The organism is Kineosporia sp. R_H_3 (assembly GCF_002198675.1).
In the GTDB taxonomy this organism is placed as follows: domain Bacteria; phylum Actinomycetota; class Actinomycetes; order Actinomycetales; family Kineosporiaceae; genus R-H-3.
Genome location: NZ_MWLL01000017.1, coordinates 1 through 24,293, shown reverse-complemented (window position 1 = coordinate 24,293; position 24,293 = coordinate 1). Strand labels below are relative to the sequence as shown.

Genomic DNA, 24,293 nt, shown 5'->3' with positions numbered 1-24,293 from the left:
CGGAAGTCCTCGACCTATGTCGAGGAACGCCCGGATCTCCGGATCCGGCTCAGCTGCGTCGGCGTGATGCCCAGGTGCGCCGCGATCTGGTACTTCGGCAGATCCTGCTCGATCGTCGGATGCCGCTCGAGCAGGAGGCGCAGCCGCTCCGCGGCGGGCAGGGTGACCAGCTCGATCTCCCGCTTCTCGTTCTCCAGGTAGAGCAGCTCGGCGAACCGCCGCGCCAGCCGCTCGAGGTCCCGGTGCCGGTCGACCAGCACCTGCACCCGTGACCAGTCGGCGAAGTGCACGGTGCACTCGGTGAGCGCCTGCTGGGGTGTCCGCACCGGCTCCCCGGTGAGCAGCGAGGCGTAGTCGCCCACGAGCGCCGGGCCGTGGAACAGGTACTTGCTGTACTCGGCCCCGTCGGCGCTGACGTGGTACGCGCGGACCCAGCCCGCCTCAAGCAGGCCGAAGCGCAACGCCGGTCTGCCTGCGGGCGCGACGTGGGCGCCCTTGGCGACCCGCGTGGCGTGGAAGAGCGGCTCGAGCGCCGCCCACGTGCCGGGCTCGAGCGGGGAGATCGCACTGACGTACTCGACGAGTGCCGCGGAGAGCACCATGGCGGTCAGCCCCCCAGGACCCGGCTGCGCACGGCTGCGGCGGTCCCCCTCTGTCCCACCGGCGCAACCTAGACGATCTCCGCGTCACGGTGCCAGCTCCCCGGAGGGCTCCCGAACCGCCGCAAACGAATGGCCCCTGCTGCGTCTCCGCAGGTCAGGGGCCACATCGTCTGGTGCGCGAGGGGGGAGTTGAACCTCGGGACGACGTGGCTGCGACCTGCAGCGATGCCAGTATCGCACCCCAACGACCAGTGGTTCACAACCTCTTGATGCCACGCATGACTATCAAGGGTGATCTCCGTGCTCCCCGGGGATCACGGGAGATCAGTTGACGCGACCATTGCTGTCTGTACTTGGCCCAAGGAGAGTGCGCGACAGCGGTATGCGACGTTCGACTGTAGGCATTCCAACTGACCCTTCGAGGTTCAGCGCCACAGCGAGGACCCCCCGCGATCGACGACGGGCCTGACCTGATGGATTCCAGGCGTCCTGGCCCGCGCACGCCTGCACCTCGCTGTCAGCGAGACCAGGTGGTGGCCCCAGCGCCAACGGGCCAGACCTTCAACAGGTTCCGACCCCTCAACGTCGGGTCCTCATTGTGGATAAACTCTCTGCTCAATACCTCCCGGGTATCTCAGCAGAGGGGCCGGCCCCTGGGTCAGAGGTTCCGCTGCACAGGGCTCGTCGGTTCCGCACGGTCGATGTGAATCTCCCTGTGGCTATGTTCGGTCGCGTCGATGCCGTCGGGGAGGCGCTGCTCGTAGCGGCGCACGCGCCACAGGACTACCGAGAACAGCCAGGCTGCGACAAACGACCCGACGATGAAGTAACCGATCTTCCCCAGATCGACCTCTGCCATCGTCTTGAACGGTTCGACGGCGCCGATCGAGGTGTGGCGGGACAGCACTGCGACGAGTTGGACGGTGCCGATGACCAGGGCCACGAAGATGGACAGGCTTGTCGTAGTCAGGTTGTAGAAGATCTTCCGCAGGGGCGAGGTGAACGCCCAGGAGTAGGCCTTGGTCATGAAGATGCCGTCGAGGGCATCCATCATCGACATCCCGGCCGCGAAGATCAGCGGCAGTGCGATGATCGCCAGGGGCGGCAGGCTCCCACCGACGGTCCCTACGGCGGCCGTCGCCGAGATGCCGAGGAGGGCGACCTCTGTTGCGGTGTCGAAGCCGAGCCCGAACAGTACTCCGACGGGGTAGAGCTGCCAGGAGTGGTCGAAGCCCTTGGCAAAGCGGCCGCGGAAGATGCGCCGCATGAGGCCGCGCTCGTTGAGGAGCTGCTCGAGGTGCTCGTGGCTGAACTGGCCCGTCTTGGCCTTGCGCCAGACCTTCCAGATCCCGACGAGGATCACGAGGTTGAGGATGCCAACGAGGTAGAGGAAGAACGCCGAGACCGAGGCGCCGATCGTTGCGCCGGTGTCGGCGAACGAGCTCTGGAACTCGACGGCCTTCTTGGCGGCGAATGCGACGCCGATGGACAGGGCCATGACGATCGTGGAGTGTCCGAGGGAGAAGAACAGTCCGACGGCGAGCGGCTTCTTGCCCTTGGCGAGCATCAGCCGGGTGGTGTCGTCGATCGCGGAGATGTGGTCGGCGTCGAAGGCGTGCCGCAGCCCGAACGAGTAGGCGAGCGCACCCGCGCCTGCGTAGACCAGCGCCCCTTGGCCGTTGGTGAGCGAGTGGTACTCGGGCCGGGAGTTGTAGTACAGGAACAGCCCCCAGCCGGCGACGTGCAGGAACGTCACGACGCCCAGGACACCGAACAGCGCTGGCAACTCGTCACGGGTGAACCGCAGGTGGTGGCGGAGGCCGCCCCGTTGAGGCGTCGTGGGCACCACGGTGGACGTCACCGGGCGAACCTAATGCAAGGAGTTCGCAACTGCACTCTGAATTCATGCCCGATACACGTCATTAGTACTGCTTTAGGAAGCCGGCAAGGCCACGGGTGTGCCTCTCACGTCGCTGGCGTCGAGCTCGCAGAGGTGCCTCCCGAGTTGCATGGCGGGCAAAGCGCGGTGATCGCGAGCCGGCCCGTGGGGGGTCCCCACCCGGCAAGCGAGGACAGGTCCGCGACGGAATCGTCGACGGCGTCGCTGTCCGCGGCATCAGTGGTTGTGCCGCAACGGGAACACACCAGGTGGTGGTGCGCCCGGGCTCGGGCGCCCCATCGGGCGCCCTGGCCGTCGACGACCTCGTGGACCAGCCCGGCGTCCAGTAGCCACGTCACGGTGCGGTAGACCGTCGACAGCGTGCTCCGGTAGCCGAGGGCGCCCAAGGCCTCGTGGATCTGCTGGGCGGTCAGATGGTTCGCAGGTGAGGCTTCCAGGGCCTCGAGGACGAGCAGCCGGCTACCGGTGACACGTCCCAGCGCGCGCAACTCCTCACGGCGCGCCGACGCGTCGGTCGTGGCGGGGGGAGTCCGCATCCGGTCACTGCTCCTGGGCAGGTGCGGCCGGTCCACCGCCGTGACGGCCTCTGCGCGGCGGACGGCACGGGGACGCCATCGTCAGTGGCCCTGGCGCGCAGTTGGTATGGGCGCAGGCCGGTCCCGGCCGGCGGCCGGTGGCGTGATCCCCTCGTCCTGGCCGCCGCTACCGTGAGACGTCCGCGCGGCGACCGGCAGGCTCAGGCGCTTGAGGAGCAGGGCGTTGACGGCGACGATGAACGACGATCCGGACATCGACAGGGCGGCGATCTCAGGCCTTAACGTGAGGCCGAAGGCGGGTTCGAAGACGCCGGCTGCGATGGGCAGGGCGATGGCGTTGTAGCCGATAGCCCAGTAGAGGTTCTGTCGCATCTTGGCCAGGGTGCCGCGGCCCACGCGCAGGGCGGTGGCGACGTCGAGCGGGTCGGAGCGCATGAGGACCACGTCGGCGGTCTCGATCGCGACGTCGGTACCGGCGCCGATCGCGATCCCGAGGTCGGCCTGGGCGAGTGCGGGGGCGTCGTTGACGCCGTCGCCGACCATGGCCACCCGGCGCCCGGCGCCCTGCAGGGAGCGGATCTTCTCGGCCTTGCCGTCGGGCAGGACGCCGGCGATGACGGTGTCGATGCCGAGCTGGTCGGCGATCCGGGACGCGGTGGCGGCATTGTCACCGGTGAGCATGACGACCCGGGCGCCGAGGTCGTGCAGTGCGGCGACCGCGTCGCGGGCGGTGTCACGGACCGCGTCGGCCATCGCGATGACCGCGACTGCGTGGCCGTCGACGGCGACGAAGACCGCGGTGCGGCCGGTCTCGCTGAGCTGCTGACGGGCGGCGAGGACGTCGTCCGGGATGTCGATGTTCTGCTGGTGCAGCAGCCGAGAGGCCCCGACCAGGACGGCGAGGCCGTCGACGATTCCGGCGGCGCCGCTGCCGGGGACATTGAGGAACTGCGAGGCAGCCAGTCTGGGCGCGCCCTGCGCTTCCGCATGCCGGACCACTGCGGCGGCAAGTGGGTGCTCGGACTCGCGCTCGACGGCCGCCGCGAGAGCAAGGAGGCGTGCCTCGGTCATGACCGCGACGAGGCCGGGAGCGTCGTCCCCTTTGCGGGCTGCGGTGGAAGTGCTGCTCGCCGCGGGGAAGGTCAGGACGTCGGTCACTTCGGGCTCGCCGCGGGTCAGGGTGCCGGTCTTGTCCATGACGACGGTGTCGATCTTGGCGGACCCCTCGAGGGCGGTGGCGTTCTTGAACAGGACGCCACGCTGGGCGCCCAGTCCGGCGCCGACCATGACCGCGGTCGGGGTGGCCAGCCCGAGCGCGTCGGGGCAGGTGATCACCACCACGGTGATCGCGAAGAGTAGGGCCTCGGACGCGTTGCGGCCGGCGGCCAGCCAGACTCCGAAGGTGCCGGCGCCGCCGAGGAGCGCGACGAGCACCAGCCAGAACGCGGCCCGGTCGGCGAGCCGTTGCCCGGGTGCCTTGGAGTTCTGTGCCTGCTGCACCAGGGCGACGATCTGGGCCAGGGCGGTGTCGGCGCCGATCTTCGTCGCCCGGACCCGCAGTGACCCGGTCGTGTTCACCGACGCGCCGATGACCTCGGCACCGGGGTGCTTCGCGACGGGCAGGGACTCGCCGGTGACCATGGACTCGTCGACCTCGCTGTCGCCGTCTTCGACGACTCCGTCGACAGGCACCTTGGCGCCCGGTCGCACGAGCAGCAGGTCACCGACGACGATCTCTGACGTCGGGATCTCGACCTGCTCGCCGGCGCGCAGGACGACGGCCTTGGCGGGGGCGAGCTCCAGCAGCGTGCGGACGGCGTCGTTCGCGCCGCCGCGGGCGCGCATCTCGAACCAGTGGCCGAGCAGCACGAACGCGGTGAGCACGGAGGCGGCCTCGTAGAAGACCTCGCCTCCGCCGTTCAGGGTGATGCCGACGCTGTACAGCCAGCCGGCGCCGATCGCGACCGCGACCAGGACCATCATGTCCAGCGTCCGGGCGCGCAACGCCTGCCACGCTCCCGCGAAGAAGATCCAGCCACTGTAGAACACGACGGGCAGGCTCAGCAGCAGCGAGAAGACGTCGTCGCGCAGACCCAACGGTGCCGCGACGGTGAACCCCAGGACCTCCCGGCCGATCGGGGACCAGAGCAGGATCGGCACCGACAGCACCCCGGCGACGACGAACCGACGTCGCATGTCCGCGACCATGTCCGCCATCGACATCCCCGCATGACCGCCGTGCCCGCCGTCCGCGTGAGCAGGGGCACTGCTGCCGTGGTCCACACCCGCGTCGTGCGTGCCTTTGTGATGGGTCCCCTCGTGGCGAGCCTCGCCATGGTGGACGGCGGGGGAGTGCGCGGCGGTGTCGGTCTGGTCGGCGGGGGCGGACTCCGCGTCCGCCATGGGGTCGCAGATGTGGTTCGGGACGACCTGCCCGGAGCAGTGGTAGCCGCAGTCGCGGACCCAGCCGCGCAGCTCGGCGACCGTCGTCGCGCCAGGGTCGTACGTGACGGTGGCGCTCTGGCTGGTCGCGTTGGCCTCGACCGCGACGACACCGGGCCGGCGGGTCAACGCCCGCTCGACGATCGCCGCCGAGGTCGCCCAGCGCAGACCGCTGACGTCCAGCGTGACGGTTCGTTCCGGCGCTCGTGGGGTGCTGGCCACGGTGTCCTCCTCTTCGAGGTCCCCGCTCGGGCTGTTCTCGACGCCGCGGGGCTTCGGCGTGAGCACTACAAGGATGATACCCCCGCCGGGTATTCCGACAGAGATACGGAGTGACCCGTCGGAGACGGTTAGCGGCATCCCGATCCACGGGGTTTGCGGATCAGGACGCGCCGCGCTGGACGGACCGGGCGACGGCGGGCAGAACCACGGTGAAGACGGCGCCCCGCCCGGGACCGTCGCTGGAGACAGCCACCCGGCCACCGTGAGCCTCGACGACGGCCTTCACGATCGCCAGTCCGATGCCGCTTCCTCCGTGCGCACGGTCGCGGGCCTGATCGACGCGGTAGAAGCGCTCGAAGACGTGGGCGAGGTGCTCGGGTGACAGCCCCACACCGCTGTCGGCCACCTCTATACGGACCTTGCCGAGGTCCGTCGACACGCGCACCTGGACCTGGCCACCTGCAGGGGTGTGCCTCAACGCGTTGTCGAGCAGGTTTCCCAGCACCTGGCCCATTCGGTCGATGTCGACGTGGACCTCTGGGCTCTGAGGCGCCACGACGTGCGAAAGCGTCACGCCGGCCGCGGCGTAGCGTTCGGCCGCCGCGTTGACGGCCGCAGCGACAAGGTTCCCAGGCCAGACCAGGGTGAGATACAGGTCGAGCTGGTGCTCCTCGGCACGGGAGACCGACGTGACGTCCTCGGCCAGACGCGCGAGCCGTCGGGTCTGCGCACGCAGGACCGCTGACGTGGCAACGTCCAGATTCGCGACGCCGTCCTCGATCGCCTCCAGGTAGGCGTCCAGAGTGGCCACGGGAGTCCGCATCTCGTGCGCCAGATCCGCGAGCAACCTGCGCCGCGTGACCTCGACGCTCTGAAGTCGTTCCGCCATCGACGTGAACGACCGCGCCAGCGTCTGGAACTCCACACCGAGCGCCGGCCGCGGAACTCTCACGTCGTAGTGGCCTCCGGCGACCTCTTGCGCGGCCGCGGCCAGGGCCGACACCGGTGAGGAGATCCGCCGTGTGACGTACGAGCTCACAGCCATCGCCACGCTGAGCGCGGCGATCAGTGCCACTGCCGTCGAGATCAGGCTCGCATCACGGAACGCCTGCTCCGCGTGGAACTGCGCCTGTGCCGGCGAGTCCGCGTGCGAGATCCGGTTCAGATGACCGTGGAAGATGCGTGGGCCGACGGCCGCAGCGACCACCCAGGCCGTGACGACGGCCGTGCAGATGACCAGCAGCTGGGCGGAGATCAGTCGAGCCGCGAGTCCAGGCCCTGGCCGGCCGGTCCGGTCCCCGCGTGTCAGCCGTCGTGCCCCGATCCGTCCAGTTCGACGCCGCACAATTTTCACTCACCGCCCCCGCCCATTCGGTATCCAATGCCACGGACCGTGCGGATGAAGGTGGGGTTCGACGCGTCGTCCCCAAGCTTGCGACGGAGGTGGCCGACATGAACGTCGACGAGATGCTCGTCACCCACCCAGTCCCGTCCCCAGACGTCAGCGATCAAGGCGGACCGCGAGAACACACGCTTCGGGTGCGCGGACAGCGCCTCCAGGATGTCGAACTCGGTCCGGGTCAGGGCGACCGGGTGGCCGTCCACCTCGACCTCGCGTGCTGCCACGTCGACACGCAGTCGACCGAAGATGCGAGGCGGCGCTTCCTCCACGACCTGCGGCCGCTGCGCGCCTGCCCGAGGGCGGCGAAGGAGCACGTGGACCCGTGCAAGAAGTTCCCGAGGGCTGAACGGCTTGGTCATGTAGTCGTCGGCGCCCACGGACAACCCGACGAGCTTGTCGACCTCATCGGTGCGGGCGGTGAGCATGAGGATGTAGCAGTCGGAGAACATCCGAACCTGCCGGCACACTTCGATGCCGTCCAGGCCGGGCAGCCCGAGGTCGAGCACCAGGACATCCGGGTCGACGGTGCGCGCGGCTTCCACAGCGGCGAGCCCGTCCCCGACAACCGTCACCTCGAACGCGTCGCGCGCCAGGTAGTTGGCGACCAACTGCGCCAACGGCGCCTCGTCATCCACGACCAGCACGCGTCGCGAGGCACCAGGGGCCGGTCCGCCCGACGCCGAGGCGCCTCGCTTCCCGTCGACGCCGCCCTCATCGGTCACACCCGTTGCACCAACTGCCATGGCACCAGCCTGCCGAACACCGCATGCGTTTTCCTGCCGCCACGGCATGAAGAATCTCTGAAGATCACGGCGTTCTCAGCGACCTCGGCGGTCATGCTCCTCGTGACCATCGAGGCCGTGTGCGTTGTCCGGCGCGTCTCGGCCGTCCCCGTGGCCCATACCCATCATCATGAACGCCATCATCGCCGTGCAGACCAACGCGATGACGATCGCACCCGCGTTCGCGACCCCGGTCACCACCAGCGTCACCGCGATCACCAGCATGGGGACGCAGCAGGCGAGCATCATCCACCGATGGCCCGCGTGCCCTCGGTGACCCGGCGGGCGATCCTGCGGTGGTCTGGGTTCCCACCTCGCCGCGGCGTCCGATGGGTCTTCCATCGGGCCGAAAGGTCCGACGGGCGGGCGGGTCTCCCCCTCGCGCCGGGCGCCCTCGTTGTCCCCGATCGGAGTCACGCCGCCCTCCTCAAGGAGGCGGGGACGTGGCCGAGCAGCCGATAGAGCGGGCAGTGGCCCATCAGGCCTGTGACCACAAGGTCGAGACCTGCGAGGGCCAGGAGCACCTCCAGCACCGCAGCCACCGCACCGGGTGACTGGGTCAGCAGTGCCGCTCCCGCAGCCACACCGGCTGCGCCGAGGAGGACCCGCCCGGCTCGCTCGCCGGTCGAGATGTTGATGCGCGGTCTGTTCATGTTCGTCTCCGGCCTTTGAGGCCTGTTTGGTGGTGTCTCCCGAGCGGGGCGCGTGACGGGCACGACTCCTTGCGCTCGGCTGCATGTCCATCATCGATCCGCGGTGTGGAGAGTGGCCGTCGCGCGCCGTGAAGGTTCGCTGAAGCCGCATACCAGTCCTTCATGCGGGGGATGATCCTTCTACCTGGTCGCGCAGCCGCGGACGACATGTGCACGAAGGTGCTCACGGCGGCCCGGAGCCGCGCCGCCTGCACGACCACGGGCACCAGCGATAGCCCGGAAGCGGCCACCGATAGCCCGACAAGGGCGGACGGCGTGGAGGTCAAGGATGCATAGAGCCAGCCCATGTCCAGCAAGCCCACCACGGCGAGGCACCAGAACCACACTCCGGCGCGGCGTGCCGCGGCCTGCACTGCCTCGGTGATGACCGTCGAGTCGTCGGCTACGGCTGAAGGCGTCACCCGACGCGTCATGTCAATGACCCCGCGGGTTGTTGATCCACACGTTCACGGTCACGGCCAGCAGAGTGACCAGGACTACGGCTGCCACCCCCAGGGACCACAGGCGTTCACGCAGGCGCCGTTTCGCACTGCGATCGAGGAACGGCACCGCGAAGACCAGCAGGAACACGCCGGCGATGGCGAGGCCGACGGACGGCACTCCGAACCACTGCTCGAGCGGGAAGAACCACCAGAACAACCACAGCGGCCGCGTCGTCTCGACACCCTCGACAGGCGTCGGGCCGACCACCGGTGGGATCAGTACTGCCAGGACGGACAGCGTCCCGACGACGACGAGACCGCAGGCGGCGACACGCCGCAGATGGGCCGTGAACGGCTCGGTGGGCTCGACTGCGGATGCCGGGACCGAAGGATGCGACGAGATCTTGTGGCGCTTGACCAGCAGCGCATGGATCACGACGAGCGCAAGGATCAGGCCCGGGATGATCACGGCGTGGGCGGTGTAGAGCCGGAACAGCAGAGATACCCGGGTCGTGAGCTGCGGGGTGAACCATAGCCCGGCGCCACCCAGCAGCTCCGCGACGTCCAGGTTGTGCATCAGGGCCTCGTAGCCCTCCTGGTCCCACTTGATCACCGAACCGGTGAAGACGGCGAGGAAGGTCAACAGGAGCATTGCTGACCCGACGACCCAGTTGCCCTCGCGAGGCTTCTTGAAGGAGCCGTGGAAGAAGATCCGCAACATGTGCAGCAGTGCGAGGACGAACATCGCCTGCGCTGCCCAGTAGTGGATACCGCGCACGAAGCTACCGAGCCACACGTCGGTCATGATCGAACGGATGGACTGATTGGCTGTCTCAGGCATCGGATCGTAAAACTGCGCCAGATAGATCCCGCTGACCAGCAGCGTCACGAACGACACGGCGGTGAGGCCGCCCAGGCTCCAGGGGACGTTGTTCGCATGTTCGGGCACCTCGTAGCGCAAGGCGTCGATACCCATGCGTTCGTCCACCACCGCGACGACCCGACGCCACGCCGGGGGTCGCGCCGTCCCGGGCCCGTCGCCGATCGTTCGACGCGGCGGTGGTTCCTGTCCACCGTTCGCTCTGACGCCGGGATCCGGGATGACCGAACCGGGAGCGTCGTCCCCACCGGTTCGGGGGGGCCTGCGCGTAGGGCTGTCAGTCATGGCCGTACCCCTTCCTCGGGTGTGACGGCTTCCTCGCGTTCGGCGCGGCGCAGCGACGCGACGGTCACGGCCGGACGCCACCGGTAGGCCAGCGTGACGCCGACGCCGATCGCCAGCGCTGCGCTGCCCAGCAGACCTGCGTCACCGGGGTCGGTCACTCCTCGAGCCGGCTTGAGCTCGGGCAGGACCACCGTGGTGCCCGTGTCCGCTCCGGTGGCCATCGTCACTGTCACCGCGGGCAGGAGAGCTGGCTGGAGCTGGGACGCGATGCGTTCCCGGTCACTCTCCCCCGACACCGCGGAGGGCTGGTCGAGCGACGGCCTCACACGTTCCACGACCGCCATGTCAACGCCCTCCTGGATCGGCGCGCCAACGGCGTCGTCCAGCTTCTCGCGCACCGACTCCACGGTGTTCCCGTTCACCAGGAGCGCGAGGGCCTGCTGGACCAGGACCCGCGCCTGGTCGGACTCCCCCTCCTCGTCGGCCCACGCCGAGCCGACGGGGACCCCAACGAGGACAGCGGCTAGGACCGCGACGGCGACCCGGTGGCACCAGCGCGCGGTCGCGCCACGGGCTGAACCAGGCGTGCTGCTATGTTGACGGAGTCGTACAAGTGAATTCGTCATCACCGCTCCTTAACCGGGCCGCGAGCCGCCGCGCCCCACCTGGTCACCTGGTTCGAGCCATCCGAACCGCGCAGGACGAGGACAGGTGCGCTGCTGCCAGCGGACGCTGCGCCCCGGACGACGGGACGCCACAGTCACTGTGCGGCGACCTCCGGCGCTCCCGGATCCGGGCGATGTCCGCGTGTCGATGCGGACATGTACGCATGGCCTCGCGAAGAAGCCCGTGACTGAGATCGGACAACCGCGGTCCGGGCAAGCGGAGCCGATGATGGTCGGCGTGGGCCACCGCCGGCCGGAGCCGGAGAGCACGATGTCCTACTGGGCCGAGCGCCGCCGCCACAGCCAGGACCCCGGCGTCATACGCGCCACCTGGTAGTCAGGCGCAGCCCGCGCGGACCGGGGCCTGCCGGGTCACGCGACTCCGAGCGCCAGCAGGGTGGTGGCGACAACGCTGACTCCTGCCGAGGCCCAGAGCGTGATCCGGCGACCGTGACGAGTGGCTCGCTCGATGGCCCGCAAGGGAAAAAGGAGTTGCCTAACCAGGATGTACGTGGACAGGCCGGCGACGAACATCGCTCCCGTCCGTGTACCGGTCTCGAGAACGATCAGGAGCGTGGCGACGGCAAGGATCGCCGCGCTGGACGACTCGAGCAGCTGCACAGGGATCCGCCGCACACCCAGGGCCCGGTCAGAGGACCACAGGCCCCACCGCGAGGCAGTGGGACGTCCTACGCAGCAGCCACCGAGAAGGCAGCCGAGTCGTCCCACGGCAAGTCCGGCGAGAAGGCCGGGGATGCTCACATCGAGCACGGCACCGAGCGAGAGGCCCCACGCCGGCACGGCTGCACCCAACGTGATCAGTACGCCGAGCACGAACCCCTGCACCGACATCCCGGTTGTCAGTTCGCGGTAGCGATCACGTGGATGCGTCATCAGGTAGTACGACTTCGCGCCCACCACCCCGACCAGACAGGCGAGCAGCGACAGCGCGGTGACGAGTCCGGCCGGCAGCCCCGCCTGGCGGGCGAGCGTGTACTGCAACCCCAGTCCCGCCGCGGCGCCGGTCGCGACAAGGGCCGGCCAAGCACCGACACGCACGCCTGGCGCGACGTTCTTCGCCAGGGGGGTGAAGACGGTCCGCCCCGACAGGGCGACGCTCGCGTCATGACGCGGCACCACGCGAGTGGTGGTCGCACCGACGGGCAGGACGGGGCTCGCGGTGAGGTCCCAGACGCCGGGGGTCAGGTCCTGGACTCTGATCGTCCACGCAACGACTCCGCCCGGTGGTAGACCGACGTCCAAGCGGTACACCTCGTCGACGGCGTCCCTGCAGCGCTCGCGCCTCACGTCCGCGTACTCCTCGGGCTGCGTGTCGTCCGGGCGCCGTCGGCCCGCGACCCGCACCTCGACCGGCGCGGGCGCGGTGTCGGTCGGGCTCACCGTCGCCGAGGTGCGGAACCAGTACGTCAACGAGATGGCCTGCGGTTCGACGGCATCGAGGACTCGCCACAGGGAACGTGCCATCTCCACCGAGGTCACGGGCCGTCTCCGCAGCAGATGCGGCCACACCCATCCCTGGAAGGCGGCGGGATCGCAGACCGGAACGCCCGGCTGCGCCGGCGAGTTGGAGGCCGACCGCCCAGGCGATCTTCCACCGTCGGAACGAGCGCCGGGCGACCGGCGGGTCCCCTCGGGCGGAAGGCCCGTTCCAGCCAGGACCGCCCCGACTCTGTCGTCGACCACCGCGGCGTCACTGAGTCCGCGGGTTCGGTCGGCGTGCAGTCTCGGAGGATGCGCAGCACGGAGGAACGCGCTCGGTATCGCCGATGCGGCCGCGTCCACGTCGGCGGCGGGTCTGTCGCCCGCGGGAAGGCCGTGGCTCCCGGTCGGGGTTCGTCCCGTGGCCGCGGCTGTGCCCGGTACCGGGCCTGGGTTGCGGCCCTGCTTCCGACCCGCCTTCTTCATGCGTCCATCACCATCCTGGTGGCGGCGGCGACGACGGCGAGCCGTGCGCCGCTCGACATCGCGGCCAATAACTACTACTTCGCATAGTAGTGGTTGGCTTCGACGATGTCCGCCTCGCGAGTGCATGGGTCGACGCTGTCCGGCGAGGGCGTCACGAGCCCTGGTCAGCAGCGGCAGTCGATATCGGTCCCGAAGCCTGTTCCGGCAGGCTCGCCGGTGCCGTCGACGTCGCGGTCCCGCTCGATCCGGCTCGACCGGCTTGGCGCGGCAACGACCGCGGGGGAGCCGCGGCCAGAATGGCCCCCCTCATGAGAGCGGGCAGTAGTCCCATCGGACTGCGGTCAATGCCGGCGCCGCGGCCACCAGGAGCGGGAGGGTGGCCACCGCCAGGCCCGCGGCCAGCATCGCGACCGACGAGATTCGCTGCAGCGGCCGTGGACGGTCCTGCAGTCGGCGCAGGCGCAGGAGGACTGCGGTGTCCCCGGCAGCAAGCATGACCTGGCGCCCATCGAAACCCGGAACGGCGATCTTCAGCAGGGCCGACCGGGTAGCGCCAGATCCGGCCGCGGCAACCGCGGCGTCATCGGCCACCATCTCCAAGAGCTCGTGGACGGCCGAGACGGCCCGTCGAGCCGTCGGGAGCAGTGCGAGGCACCGGGACAGCGCTCGGGTCACGGTCAGCACCAGGTGATGGCGTCCGGCGCGGTGGGCGGCTTCGTGAGCCAGTACGGCCTCCAGCTCGGCCGCGTCGAGGACGACGAGGGCGGCGGACGTCAGCACGACGACGCCGCGCCTTCCGCCGAGGCAGTACGCCGCGGGAACGTGGTGGTCCAGAACGACGACCCCCGGCAACGGGCCAGGGCGCGCGATCAGGCGCAGGTGGCGGGTATGCCGTGCGCGGTGCCGGTGCAAGGACCACCAGTACACCGCGAACTGGACTGGGACCCAGGCGATGGTTCCGAACGCCAGGACCGCCCCACCGGTATGCAGCAGCGCGTCACCCGGCGCCCGGTAGGCCTGCTCCACCGCCGCCGCACAGGCATGCATGAGGTCAGCCAGACTCACGGTGAAGCCAGAGTCCGGCGCGGCCGTGAGCAGCCCGGCCAGCACGAGCGAGGTCAGCGAGCTCAGCAGCACGAACGCCCACATGCACAGCGCCAAGCGGGGTGCCCGTAGTCTCCAGCGGACTCCGCTCAGCCATCGGACCCCGAGCGAGCCCACCACCGCGGCGTACCCGAAGAGAGCAACCGCCGTTCTCACCGGCCCCGACCCCGTGTCCGTGTCCGTGGCGCGGATGCAGCGTCCGTGCTGGCTGCGGGGCGGCGAGACCGGCGGCCGGCCTGCGGCGGCGCAGCCTCGGTGCCGGTCTCGGTGCCGGCCTCGGTGCCGATGCCAACGCCGTCCGGCATCTGCCGATCTGCGACCCTGGACGCGTCCAGCGCCGTCCGCAGACGGTGCATCTCCTGCGGTGTCAGGCTCTGGACGAAATGCAGCAGCGGCACGGTGCGGTCGGCAGCCTGTTCGAGGACCCCCGCGATCAGATCGGCCGCATGTTCCGCGCGGCTCTTGACCGGTAGGTAGAAGTAGGCGCGGCCCGACTGCGTCCTCGTGACCAGGCCTTTGCGATGGAGGTTGTCCAGAACCGTCATGACCGTCGTGTAGGCCAGTGCGCGGTCCTTATTCAGGTCCTCGAGAACCTCTCTGACGCTGACGGCACGGTCTTGGCCCCACAGCCGGTCCATCACCGCCGCTTCCAGGTCACCTAGTCGTCGCAACCGTCCTCCACTTGTCGGCCTCATCGTAAGCCGCCCTGCCGACGGCGCAGCGAGCCCTGCCGCCACGCCTGGCAGACCGAGGAACCTTGTCGGGCGCTACCTGCCGCTGCTCGTGATGACCGGGATCTGTCGCTGACCGTCTCCTACTATGCTCTCTAGTAGTCCTCTCATACCCGTCGAGTGACATTTCTACGGAGGGGGTTGGAAGGGTGGACGCCACCGCCACGGGGCAGATCGTCACCCACGGCCCGCTTGTGCTGGCTGTCCTTGTCGCAGCGACGGCCGGTTTGGTCTCTTTCGCCTCTCCGTGCTGCCTCCCCCTGGTACCGGGATACCTCGCCTACGTGTCAGGAACCGTGGGTGGTGACCTCCTCTCCACGGCCGTGGCGGGTCGGCCCCCACGCCCGACACCTGCGCGGACGGCCGCCGGCGCCGCATTGTTCGTCGCAGGGTTCGGGGGTGTGTTCACCGCGTACGGTGCCGCTTTCGGGGCCGCCGGGAGAGCCCTGGTCCTTCACCAGCGGGCCCTGACGGTGACCCTGGGCGTGCTGACCATCGTGCTGGGACTGTCATTCGCCGGCGTGCTGGCGAGACTGCCCTGGGCCTCCCGCTCGCTGCGCGTCTCCTATCGCCCACGGACGGGACTCGTCGGCGCACCGGTCCTCGGGGTCCTGTTCGGGCTGGGATGGACGCCGTGCATCGGCCCCACGCTGGCCTCTGTCCTGGCGCTCGCCACTTCCGCGGCCGGAGCCGGCCGGGGCGCCGCGCTGGCCTTCGCCTACAGCCTGGGACTCGGGTTGCCGTTCGTGGTCACGGCCGTCTTCACCGAACGGGCCGCGCGTGCGTTCTCCTGGCCCCGCGTGCACGCCCAGGCGTTGCTTCGCGTGGGGGGCGCGGGACTTGTCCTGCTGGGGGCGGCGGAGGTCACCGGGCTGTGGACCGATGTCGTGGTCATCGCCCAAGGTTGGGCCGCGGCCTGGTCCACGGTGCTCTGAGCCGCCACCACCTTGATCCCACGCACCTTCGCCTCGCTGTCGCTGCCCTGATCCGTCACAACCCCTCGACTGTGCACCCGCGAGCACATCTCGGGATGCCGGGTGCTCCATGAAGATTCGGTAAATGGTGGCCCGGTGTCGTCCTGGCCGGTTGCGCAGCATCGCGGACCCGTGAGTATGGTGCGGGCGCCGTCTCTTCGAGAACGGCCACCGCGGACGCCGAGCCCTGCCATCCGTGGTACGTCTTCGAGTCCATGGCAGGGACGGGGAACCCAATCGCGGGGCCGGTGCGACATCTGGCTCCTTTGGGGTGAAGCCGCAGACGCGGCCGGGCGCTTCCTCTGCCCGAACCCGACAGCTAACCCCGCAGGTGTCAGAGGGCACACATGACTGAGGCACGCCCCGCGCGGCATAGAGCCGAACGCTGCGCCAGCACACCGCTCACGATCGCCCGCGCGGCCGTCACGGACCGCGCACCCACCCTGAGCCGCGGAAGCGTCGCGATCGCCATGTCCTCCGGGCTCGCCCTCACAGGCAGCATCCCGGTCTTGGCGGCCTACGCCGGCGGCGACCGCTCTCCCGCCGCGACAGCATCCGTCGCGCCAATCGACCCGGGCGTCACCGCCGCACGCGGCCTCGCGTCGGGTACTGCCACCCGGCTCGCGCCGGGCGCCCTGACGGGACAGCCCCTCACCGCGCCCCCGGTGACCGTCCGGTTCGCACCGGACACCACGATCAGTGCTGTCACCCGTCCCCGTCCTGCCGCAGCATCGGCGCGGCCCGCACGCAACGCGACACCAGCGAAGGCCTCCCGCGGCAACCGGCGGGCTTCCCCGACCAGTGGGGGCACGACCGCGCCCAGGACCGGGACCGGCGCCCCCCGTGCAACCACCCCCGACCAGGCAGCGGACGCGTCCGAGGTGCTGGCCGTAGCGGCCAGGTACGTGGGCGTTCCCTACCTCTACGGCGGCACCACTCCCGCAGGGTTCGACTGCTCGGGATACGTGAGATACGTGTACGCGGCGGTCGGGGTCAGCCTCCCCAGAACGGCAGACCAGCAGATGCGAGCCACCACCCAGGTGCCCAGATCGCAGGCACGTCCCGGCGACCTGGTCTCGTTCGTCTCCGGTGGCCGCGTCTACCACAACGGTATCTACGCCGGGAACGGCATGATGTACGACGCTCCCAAGACTGGCGGATTCGTCAGCAAGCGTGCCATCTGGACTGCAACTGTGGTGTACACCCGCGTCTCGCGCACCTGATCGCCACGAGTCGTCGGCCGGCCCTTCGCGGGGCGACCGTCGCGTCAACGCCTGCAGCGGTTCGCGTGGGATAACCGTCAGCTCGAGTACTATCCTCGGTAGTCGTGGTGATGCCGGGACCTCGACGCGAAGACCACCCACCGGAAGGAACGACAACGTCCGACCTCCCTGACCCTCGGCGACACGCCGTGCTTCTCGAGGCGGCGCTCGCAGTGGCCCGGGAGACGGATGAAGCAGGCATCCTGGAACGCATCCTCGACTCCGCTCTGGCCGTCACGGGCGCCCGGTACGCTGCGCTGGCGCAGTACGACTCCGCAGGCACCGCAGTTCGTTTCCTGCACCGCGGAATGAGTCCCGCGGTGGTGTCCCGGATCGGGCGACTACCACGCGGCTGGGGGCTGCTCTCGGTGACCGCGCTCGCCGACGGCCCGGTCCGGACATCCGACGTCGAGCAGCATCCCAGCTACGTCGGTCTGCCCTCCGGCCATCCGCGGCTCACCTCCTTCCTCGGCGTCCCGATCCGCAGCGGCGGCCGGCGCCACGGCAACCTGTACGTCGCCCAGGACGAGGGGCCCTCGTTCGACCTCTCCGACGAGTGGTCCCTGACGACGCTGGCCGCTTTCGCGGCGTGCGCGATCGACGGCGCACACCTGGTGACCGCCGAACGCGAACGCGGCGAGGCCCTCGCGCAGGCTGCGGCTGCGCAGGAGCGCACACGGCTTCGCAGCCAGACCCTGGCGGACGTCATCACCGCCCAGGAGGAGGAGCGCGCAAGGGTCGCCCGAGACCTGCACGACGAGGTCGGTCAGTCCCTGACCGGCGTCCTGCTCGGGCTGCACCTGGTCGAGACGGGTCTGCGCACCGACCCCTTGGACATGGAACAGGTCGACCGTCGGATCGCGGACGTGCGCAGCCTGATAGCCCAGGCCCTCACCGAGGTCCGCCAGTTGGCCTCCGGGCTGCGCCCGACCGTCCTTGACGACCTGGGTCTGGCCGCGGCTCTCGAACGTCTCGTAACGGACCTGACCGCTCGAGACAACATCGACATCGATTTGCAGCAGGACTATCGCCAGAGCACACGACAAGCGCAGGGCCACCCCGGGGCGACCCAACATGATCCCTCGGATGGGTCTCCACGGCTACCGGCTCCCGTGGAGACGGTCACCTACAGGGTCGTGCAGGAGTCCCTCACCAACGTCGTCCGGCACGCCGGAGCGCAGCATGTCGTCGTGCGGATCACCGCGACCCAGGACCGCCTCAGCGCCGACGTGATCGACGACGGCCGAGGCTTCGACGTCTCGAAGCACGCCACCTCCCTGGGCCTACGGGGTATGGCCGAACGTGCCGCCCTCATCGGGGGCGCCGTGCGGGTAACGTCACGAGTGGGCCACGGCACGACGGTCGCGCTGCGCGTACCCCTGGAGGGACCGCAGACATGAGCGAGACGAGCGAGACTCCGCGATGACCACCATGATCACAGTTGTCCTGTGCGACGACCATCGCGTTGTCCGGACGGGCCTACGGCTGATCCTCGAAGCCGAGCCAGACATCACCGTGGTCGGCGAGGCCGCCACCGCCGAGGACGCGACAGCCGCAGTGGCCACCCACCGCCCCGATGTGGTCGTCATGGACATCGGGCTGCACGGAACCAACGGGATCGACGCCACGCGTCTGGTACGCGACCAGAGCCCGGCCACCCGCGTCCTGGTCCTGACCATGCAGGAAGACATCGGGTACGTGCGGCAAGCGTTCGCAGCCGGCGCCACCGGCTACCTGCTCAAAGACGCCGCGGACGTCGAACTGGTCGCGGCAGTACGGACCGTCTCGGGAGGCGGCGCCTACGTCCACCCGTCCCTCGGAGCCGCGCTGCTCACCGCGCCCGAGCCCGGTCGACGAGTCAACGGCCCCGGTGGCGAGCTGACCGAACGCGAAGAGGCCGTCCTGCGCCTGATCGCGACGGGGCACACGAACGCAGAGATCGCCGGCGAGCTGTTCCTGTCCGTACGGACCGTCGAAACGCACCGGATGCACCTGACCCAGAAGCTCCAGCGGCACACCCGCGCCGACCTGGTCGCGGTCGCCCGCGACTTCGGGCTCCTCGAGGAGACGTGACCTCCCAGTCGTTGACTCCGGCTCCTGGAGCCGCGGAGGCCCACGACGCCGGCCGGCGCGCGATAGACGGTCCGCGGGGAACCCACCTACCCACTGCGTAGGCGGTGCGGATGTCCGCAGCACAGGTCAGCACTGACACTTCTACAAGGAGGGCGGTGACATGGTGCATCTCGACAACGCTGCAGCGCAGCCAGCGCCTTCTACCCTCCACAGCGACCCTGTGCCCCACAGTGTCACGGCCCCGGACACAGACGCGTCGCCGGGCGTTGAGGCGATCCTCGGGGACCCTCACGGATCTAGCGAGGCCGACCCCGGAGGAAGCAGCACCGCGCTGGTAGCGATACGGCACACGCTCGTGCAGCGCTTCGTCTGCGAGATCCTTGCCCGGGACTGTGGGTGTACGGCCCTGATACCCCACGAGGGTGAGATGCTCGCCGACGCCCTCGAGCGCTACCGACCCGATCTGCTCGTCGTCGACACCGGAGACTTCCCCGCCTGCTGCCGCGATGCGCTGCGCCGCTTCCCGAGAGATCGCGTGGTCGTCGTCGGGCCGGAACCGTCGAGCGACTACTACCGCAGCGCCATCGACCTCGGCGCCGGGGCATGGATCTCGCGGGACAGCTTGGCAGACAGGCTGTCGACCACGATTCGCGCACTGAGTCAACGGGCACCCTGACTCGGGACATGCCCGGACAACGCACCCGGACAAGCCCCGGACGGAGCCACAACCGACACTAGTCACGCGAGCGGTGACCGCGTCACGATCCCCGATCCCACTCCATGACAGGCCGGCGCGCCACCACGAGGTTGAATCGCCCCGGCGTGTCCGGAGATGGTCTGCCCCGGGGACTACGGAGTCGATGATGTTGGATTCTTGTGCCGTCTGAGCACAGGAGGCATCGATGGCCCCGAGGGGCTACCCGGCTGAGTTCCGTCGCAAGGTCTTGGATCTGCTCGAGTCCGGACGCAAGGTCGCTGACATCGCGCGCGACCTGGAGATCAGCGAGCAGACCATCTACAGCTGGCGCCGGCAGGACCGCATTGACCGCGGCCTGCAGGCCGGCGCGACGACGAGCGAGAAGACCGAGCTCGCGGCGGCCCAGCGCAGCATCGCCCGGTTGCAGGCCGAGCTGGCCGCCGCGCAACGAGCCCTGGAGCTGTTGAAGGGAGTGGTGCCCCCAAAAGTCCGCTACGCGGCCGTCCGACGGATGGCCGCTGACGGGCACTCGGTGCAGCGGTCCTGCCGCCTGCTCGGAGTCGCAGAGTCGGGCTACTACGAGTGGCGGAACCGGCGGCCCTCAGCGCGGGCGGTGCGGCACACGAACCTGACCGAGCAGATCCGCGCCATACACACCGCCTCACGTGGCGTCTACGGCGCCCGGCGTGTCCACGCCGAGCTCGTCCTCGGGCACGGCATCACCGTCGGGCACGGCCAGGTCGAGCTGCTCATGACCCGCGCCGGCCTGGCAGGACTTCCCGGGCGCCGAAAGTGGAAGCACGCCAAGCCGGACACCTACGCCTCCGACCTGGTCAACCGGGACTTCGCCCGTAGCCGGGCGAACGCGTTGTGGGTCACCGACATCACCGAGCACCCGACCCGTGAGGGCAAGGCGTACTGCGCCGTGGTCCTGGACACGTACTCGCGTCGGGTCGTCGGCTGGTCCATCGACGCCTCACCGACCGCGGCCCTGGTCACGAACGCGCTCGGAATGGCCATCGACAACCGCCGCGACATCAACGGCACCGTGATCCACATCGACCAGGGCGTCCAGTTCGGTTCCTGGGCCTTCACCGAGCGCGCGAAGGCCTCGAGACTGGTCCCGTCGATGGGCTCGATCGGGGACTGCTACGACAACGGGATGATGGAGTCGTTCTGGTCCCGAATGCAGGTCGAGCTCCTCAACCGGCGACGCTGGCGCACCCGGATCGAGCTCGCGAACGCGATCTTCGAGTACCTCGAGATCTTCTACAACCGGCAACGTCGCCACTCCGCCCTGGGCTACCTGTCGCCGATACAGTTCGAGAACCAACCACCGGTGGCGTGAGAGTCCAGCCCGTTCGACTCCGTCAGACCCGGGGCAGGCCACGGTCTCCGGACATCCCGGGGCGGTTCACTCACGGGCGCCCCGTATCCGACGTTCACGTGACCGTCCGCGGTCGGGAACGCCCACGCATAGGCGACGCCACGCGCGACCGGGTGCCACCGGATCAGCAGCTCGCGAAAGTCCGGCGGCCGGTCCATGTACCCCCGCACGGCCAGAGCCAGGTGGGTGTCCCGGTTCGGCGGTTCTCCGATGCTGCGCCGGACCACGGAGTTCGCGCCGTCGGCCCCGACCACGACGGCTGCACGGACCGTCCCGCCGCCGCGTAGGGTCACCACGACGTCCGTAGCGCCTGTCGACACCGCTGCCACCGTGGCCCGGTGGAACTGCGCACCTGCAGCGACCGCGGCGTCCAGCAACCGGGCGTCCAGAACTCGCCGCGGCACGACAAAGCCCGGCGTCGACACCGCACCGGACACTGACCGGCCCGACGGGGACACCAGCCGGAACCGGCTGACCTGCTCCTCGTGGCGCAACACCGTCTCCGCGCCGAGCGCCTCCAGCGTCTGCCGGGCCCGCGGCCCGACGGCGTCTCCACAGACCTTGTCAAGGCCCGCGGGGTGCGCGGTCCAGGAGGAGCACCCGTGCGTCCCCGCGTGCACGCAGCGCGGCCAGCGCCGCGGCACAGCCGCCCGGGCCGGCTCCCACGATCACGACGTCCGCGTCAAGAGCCGCCATCATTCCTGCTCGATCTGCTCGACCCGCGGTCGCCGGGCCCTCGGGCTGCTGCCTGCGGCGGGCGGGAGCAGTCGGAGCCGTTTGAGGGTCAGCGCGTTCACCGCGACGAGCAGGCTGGATCCGGCCATCGTGACGGCGGCGATCTCTGGTCGGAGGACGAGGCCGAGGGCGGGTTCGAAGACGCCGGCCGCGACGGGCAGTGCGACGGAGTTGTAGCCGATGGCCCAGGTGAGGTTCTGCCGCATCTTGGCGACGGTCCCTCGACCGATCCGCAGCGCCACGGCGACGTCCTGGGGGTCCGAGCGCATCAGGACCACGTCTGCGGTCTCGACTGCGACGTCGGTACCCGCGCCGATCGCGACACCGAGGTGGGCCTGGGCCAGCGCAGGTGCGTCGTTGACCCCGTCGCCGACCATCGCGACATGGTGCCCGGCGTCGATCAACTCACGGACCTTGGCCGCCTTGTCGCCGGGCTGCACGTCCGCGATCACGGTGGAGATCCCCAGCTGGCCGGCGATGCGGGCCGCGGTCGTCGCGTTGTCGCCTGTGAGCATGACGACCTCGACACCGAGCTCACGCAACTGCTCCACCGCCCCGGCCGAGGTGGGCCGCACCGCGTCCGCGATCCCGACGACCGCGACCACCTGACCGTCGACTGCAGCCAGCACGGCAGTCACGCCCTGGGCGGCGAACTCGCTGTGCCGGGCGTCAAGGCCGCCGACGACCACCCCCTGTGCCGTCATCAGCCGGGTGTTCCCCACGACGACTCGGTGCCCGTCAACCGTCGCGACCGCCCCCTGACCGGGAATGCTGACGAAGTCTTCCGCCTGCAGCCGAGGTGCAGACACCGCCTCGGCCCGGCGCACCACCGCCTTAGCCAGCGGGTGTTCGGATTCGCGTTCGACGGCGGCAACCAGGGCGAGGACCTCGGCCTCGCTGACGCCGATGGTTGCCACATCCGTCACCTCGGGGGCACCCATGGTGAGTGTGCCCGTCTTATCCATGACGACGACGTCGATCGTCTTGGACGTCTCGATCGCCGTGGCGTTCTTGAACAGCAGTCCTCGCCGGGCGCCGAGACCGGTCCCGACCATGATTGCGGTAGGGGTGGCCAGCCCCAGCGCGTCCGGGCACGTCACGACGACGACGGTGATCGCGAAGAGCAGTGCCTGCTCCACCGGGCGCCCGGCGAGCAACCAGGCGGCAAACGTGCCCGCGCCGCCGATCAGCGCAACGAACACCAGCCAGAACGCGGCCTTGTCCGCGAGCCGCTGCCCCGGCGCCTTGGAGTTCTGCGCCTCCTGTACCAGCTTGACGATCTGCGCCAGCGCAGTGTCGGCACCGACCTTTGTGGCCCGGACCCGCAACGTCCCGGTGGTGTTGATCGTGGCCCCGACGACCTCGTCCCCCTGGACCTTGTGCACAGGCAGACTCTCTCCGGTGACCGTGGACTCGTCGACGTCACTCTCGCCGTCCTCGATCACACCGTCAGCGGCGATCTTGCTCCCGGGCCGGACGAGCAACAGGTCGCCGACGACAACCTGGTCGGTGGGGATCTCGACGGCCTCGTCGCCCCTCAGCACGACCGCGACAGGCGGAGCGAGCTTCAGCAGCGCCCTGACGGCCTCGTTTGCACCGCCCCGGGCCCGCATCTCGAAATAGTGCCCGAGTAACACGAAGGCGGTGAGGATCGTGGCTGCCTCATAGAACACATCGCCGCCACCGGTCAGAGTGACCCCCAGGGAATACAGCCAGCCGGCGCCCACGGCAACCGCTACCAGCACCATCATGTCGAGCGTGCGGGCACGCAGCGCGCGCAGTGCACCGGCGAAGAACACCTGCGCGGAGTACGCCATCACCGGCAGGCTCAGCAGCAGTTGGAAGAGGTCGTCACGCAGCCCGAACGGCGCGGTCACGGTGAACCCGACCACGTCCCGGCCGATCCGCGACCACAGCGTCACGAAGACGCCGAGCACCGCCGCGACGACGAACCGGTTACGCATGTCGCGGACCATGTCGGCCATTGAGGCCTCGCCATGACCGCCGTGCCCCATCACCTGCGCGGGGCTGGCGACATGCGGCGCTGATGCCTCGTGACCAGTGTCGTGGCCGGCGTGTCCCTCGGCGGCGTGGGTGCCGTGCGACGCAACGCTGACCTCAGCGGTTGGCGTGCCTCCAGCGGTTGCCGCGCCTTCGAAGGCTGCCGTGCCTTCGAAGGCTGCCGTGCCCTGAGGGGGGCAGATGTGGTCCGGGAGCGACTCGCCGCGGCAGCCGTAGCCGCACCGGCGGATCCGGGCGGCGAGCTCCGCCACGCTCGTCTGGGCGGGGTCGAACACGACCGTGGCTGTCTGCGCCGCCGGGTTGGCGTCGACCTGGACCACCCCGGGGTGGCGCCTCAGGGTCGCCTCCACGGTGGCGGCCTGGCTCGCCCACTGCACCCCGTCGAGCTCGAGGACCGTACGGGCGAGGGGCTCGGGAGTGGTCGTCATCGGGATGTCTCCATCGGTCGGGCGGGAGGGCCGCGGCACGCGCACCGTTCGGGTCCATGGGCGTAAGGGGGCGTTGTGGTCAGGGCCTCGGGGGCCTCGGGGG

21 protein-coding genes and 1 riboswitch are annotated in these 24,293 nt (G+C 69.8%); of the genes, 6 read left to right on the top strand and 15 right to left on the bottom strand.

Features of this window, described 5'->3' with window-relative positions:
* Positions 1-14: 14 nt before the first annotated feature.
* The 13 genes from ECOMGDLI_RS01740 to ECOMGDLI_RS35180 form a co-directional block, all read right to left on the bottom strand.
* A complete protein-coding gene (locus ECOMGDLI_RS01740) occupies positions 15-602 on the bottom strand; it encodes a Crp/Fnr family transcriptional regulator (protein ID WP_088313004.1) in 588 nt (195 codons plus the stop codon).
* A 658-nt stretch (positions 603-1,260) separates the two neighbouring features.
* Positions 1,261-2,463, bottom strand: coding sequence for a HoxN/HupN/NixA family nickel/cobalt transporter (locus ECOMGDLI_RS01735; protein WP_198954439.1), 1,203 nt, complete (start codon positions 2,461-2,463; stop codon positions 1,261-1,263).
* Between the two features lie 104 nt (positions 2,464-2,567).
* Positions 2,568-3,038: a Fur family transcriptional regulator gene (locus ECOMGDLI_RS01730; RefSeq protein ID WP_143447433.1), complete on the bottom strand. Its 471-nt coding sequence runs from the start codon at positions 3,036-3,038 to the stop codon at positions 2,568-2,570.
* 81 nt (positions 3,039-3,119) lie between these two features.
* On the bottom strand, positions 3,120-5,702 hold the full coding sequence (locus ECOMGDLI_RS01725) for a heavy metal translocating P-type ATPase (RefSeq protein ID WP_369812697.1): 2,583 nt from the start codon (positions 5,700-5,702) through the stop codon (positions 3,120-3,122).
* Positions 5,703-5,862: 160 nt separating this feature from the next.
* On the bottom strand, positions 5,863-7,011 hold the full coding sequence (locus ECOMGDLI_RS01720; protein WP_088313031.1) for a HAMP domain-containing sensor histidine kinase: 1,149 nt from the start codon (positions 7,009-7,011) through the stop codon (positions 5,863-5,865).
* Positions 7,012-7,052: 41 nt separating this feature from the next.
* Positions 7,053-7,745, bottom strand: coding sequence for a response regulator transcription factor (locus tag ECOMGDLI_RS01715; RefSeq protein ID WP_088313029.1), 693 nt, complete (start codon positions 7,743-7,745; stop codon positions 7,053-7,055).
* A gap of 177 nt (positions 7,746-7,922) precedes the next feature.
* Positions 7,923-8,111, bottom strand: coding sequence for a DUF2933 domain-containing protein (locus ECOMGDLI_RS34300; protein WP_198954435.1), 189 nt, complete (start codon positions 8,109-8,111; stop codon positions 7,923-7,925).
* A 188-nt stretch (positions 8,112-8,299) separates the two neighbouring features.
* Positions 8,300-8,539 (bottom strand): DUF2892 domain-containing protein, encoded by a 240-nt coding sequence (locus ECOMGDLI_RS01705; RefSeq protein WP_088312995.1) that lies wholly within the window; start codon positions 8,537-8,539, stop codon positions 8,300-8,302.
* Positions 8,540-9,013: 474 nt separating this feature from the next.
* The gene (locus tag ECOMGDLI_RS01700; protein WP_088313027.1) at positions 9,014-9,997 is read right to left on the bottom strand and encodes a cytochrome b N-terminal domain-containing protein; all 984 of its coding nucleotides are present in this window, start codon (positions 9,995-9,997) and stop codon (positions 9,014-9,016) included.
* Positions 9,998-10,182: 185 nt separating this feature from the next.
* Entirely contained in the window at positions 10,183-10,584 is a 402-nt protein-coding gene (locus ECOMGDLI_RS33590) for a hypothetical protein (protein WP_143447431.1), read from the bottom strand.
* A gap of 639 nt (positions 10,585-11,223) precedes the next feature.
* The gene (locus tag ECOMGDLI_RS01690; RefSeq protein WP_158220845.1) at positions 11,224-12,351 is read right to left on the bottom strand and encodes a prolipoprotein diacylglyceryl transferase; all 1,128 of its coding nucleotides are present in this window, start codon (positions 12,349-12,351) and stop codon (positions 11,224-11,226) included.
* 732 nt (positions 12,352-13,083) lie between these two features.
* Positions 13,084-13,914 carry a M56 family metallopeptidase gene (locus ECOMGDLI_RS01685; protein ID WP_233153259.1) on the bottom strand — a complete coding sequence of 277 codons (831 nt, stop codon included), beginning with the start codon at positions 13,912-13,914 and terminating at the stop codon, positions 13,084-13,086.
* Positions 13,915-14,033: 119 nt separating this feature from the next.
* Positions 14,034-14,576: a BlaI/MecI/CopY family transcriptional regulator gene (locus ECOMGDLI_RS35180; RefSeq protein ID WP_198954443.1), complete on the bottom strand. Its 543-nt coding sequence runs from the start codon at positions 14,574-14,576 to the stop codon at positions 14,034-14,036.
* Between the two features lie 185 nt (positions 14,577-14,761).
* On the opposite strand from ECOMGDLI_RS35180, the gene ECOMGDLI_RS01675 reads away from it, so the two are divergent.
* The 6 genes from ECOMGDLI_RS01675 to ECOMGDLI_RS01650 all read left to right on the top strand — a co-directional run bounded on the left by ECOMGDLI_RS01675 (position 14,762) and on the right by ECOMGDLI_RS01650 (position 20,966).
* Positions 14,762-15,547 (top strand): cytochrome c biogenesis protein CcdA, encoded by a 786-nt coding sequence (locus tag ECOMGDLI_RS01675; protein WP_088312985.1) that lies wholly within the window; start codon positions 14,762-14,764, stop codon positions 15,545-15,547.
* Between the two features lie 234 nt (positions 15,548-15,781).
* Positions 15,782-15,935: riboswitch (cyclic di-AMP (ydaO/yuaA leader) on the top strand.
* Positions 15,936-16,467: 532 nt separating this feature from the next.
* Positions 16,468-16,809, top strand: a complete 342-nt coding sequence (locus ECOMGDLI_RS34295; RefSeq protein ID WP_158220843.1) for a C40 family peptidase — start codon at positions 16,468-16,470, stop codon at positions 16,807-16,809.
* Positions 16,810-16,997: 188 nt separating this feature from the next.
* Entirely contained in the window at positions 16,998-18,248 is a 1,251-nt protein-coding gene (locus ECOMGDLI_RS01665; protein ID WP_158220842.1) for a GAF domain-containing sensor histidine kinase, read from the top strand.
* 22 nt (positions 18,249-18,270) lie between these two features.
* Positions 18,271-18,921 (top strand): response regulator transcription factor, encoded by a 651-nt coding sequence (locus ECOMGDLI_RS01660; RefSeq protein WP_088312979.1) that lies wholly within the window; start codon positions 18,271-18,273, stop codon positions 18,919-18,921.
* A 427-nt stretch (positions 18,922-19,348) separates the two neighbouring features.
* On the top strand, positions 19,349-19,597 hold the full coding sequence (locus ECOMGDLI_RS33585) for a response regulator transcription factor (protein WP_143447429.1): 249 nt from the start codon (positions 19,349-19,351) through the stop codon (positions 19,595-19,597).
* Between the two features lie 226 nt (positions 19,598-19,823).
* Entirely contained in the window at positions 19,824-20,966 is a 1,143-nt protein-coding gene (locus ECOMGDLI_RS01650; protein ID WP_088312975.1) for an IS3 family transposase, read from the top strand.
* On the opposite strand, the gene ECOMGDLI_RS36580 is transcribed toward ECOMGDLI_RS01650, so the two are convergent.
* Together ECOMGDLI_RS36580 and ECOMGDLI_RS01640 are read right to left on the bottom strand one after the other, a co-directional pair.
* Positions 20,921-21,409: an NAD(P)/FAD-dependent oxidoreductase gene (locus ECOMGDLI_RS36580; protein WP_369812696.1), complete on the bottom strand. Its 489-nt coding sequence runs from the start codon at positions 21,407-21,409 to the stop codon at positions 20,921-20,923. The two genes, ECOMGDLI_RS01650 and ECOMGDLI_RS36580, sit on opposite strands and share 46 nt — an antisense overlap.
* Positions 21,410-21,700: 291 nt before the next feature.
* Positions 21,701-24,190 carry a cation-translocating P-type ATPase gene (locus tag ECOMGDLI_RS01640; RefSeq protein ID WP_088312971.1) on the bottom strand — a complete coding sequence of 830 codons (2,490 nt, stop codon included), beginning with the start codon at positions 24,188-24,190 and terminating at the stop codon, positions 21,701-21,703.
* Between the last annotated feature and the right edge of the window lie 103 nt (positions 24,191-24,293).

Bases quoted from the DNA above. Each gene is read 5' to 3' on its own strand.
- ECOMGDLI_RS01740 (WP_088313004.1), bottom strand. From the start codon at position 602: ATGGTGCTCTCCGCGGCACTCGTCGAGTACGTCAGTGCGATCTCCCCG.
- ECOMGDLI_RS01730 (WP_143447433.1), bottom strand. From the start codon at position 3,038: ATGCGGACTCCCCCCGCCACGACCGACGCGTCGGCGCGCCGTGAGGAG.
- ECOMGDLI_RS34300 (WP_198954435.1), bottom strand. From the start codon at position 8,111: ATGCTGGTGATCGCGGTGACGCTGGTGGTGACCGGGGTCGCGAACGCG.
- ECOMGDLI_RS01705 (WP_088312995.1), bottom strand. From the start codon at position 8,539: ATGAACAGACCGCGCATCAACATCTCGACCGGCGAGCGAGCCGGGCGG.
- ECOMGDLI_RS01700 (WP_088313027.1), bottom strand. From the start codon at position 9,997: ATGGGTATCGACGCCTTGCGCTACGAGGTGCCCGAACATGCGAACAAC.
- ECOMGDLI_RS35180 (WP_198954443.1), bottom strand. From the start codon at position 14,576: ATGAGGCCGACAAGTGGAGGACGGTTGCGACGACTAGGTGACCTGGAA.
- ECOMGDLI_RS01660 (WP_088312979.1), top strand. From the start codon at position 18,271: ATGACCACCATGATCACAGTTGTCCTGTGCGACGACCATCGCGTTGTC.
- ECOMGDLI_RS33585 (WP_143447429.1), top strand. From the start codon at position 19,349: ATGCTCGCCGACGCCCTCGAGCGCTACCGACCCGATCTGCTCGTCGTC.
- ECOMGDLI_RS01650 (WP_088312975.1), top strand. From the start codon at position 19,824: ATGGCCCCGAGGGGCTACCCGGCTGAGTTCCGTCGCAAGGTCTTGGAT.
- ECOMGDLI_RS01640 (WP_088312971.1), bottom strand. From the start codon at position 24,190: ATGACGACCACTCCCGAGCCCCTCGCCCGTACGGTCCTCGAGCTCGAC.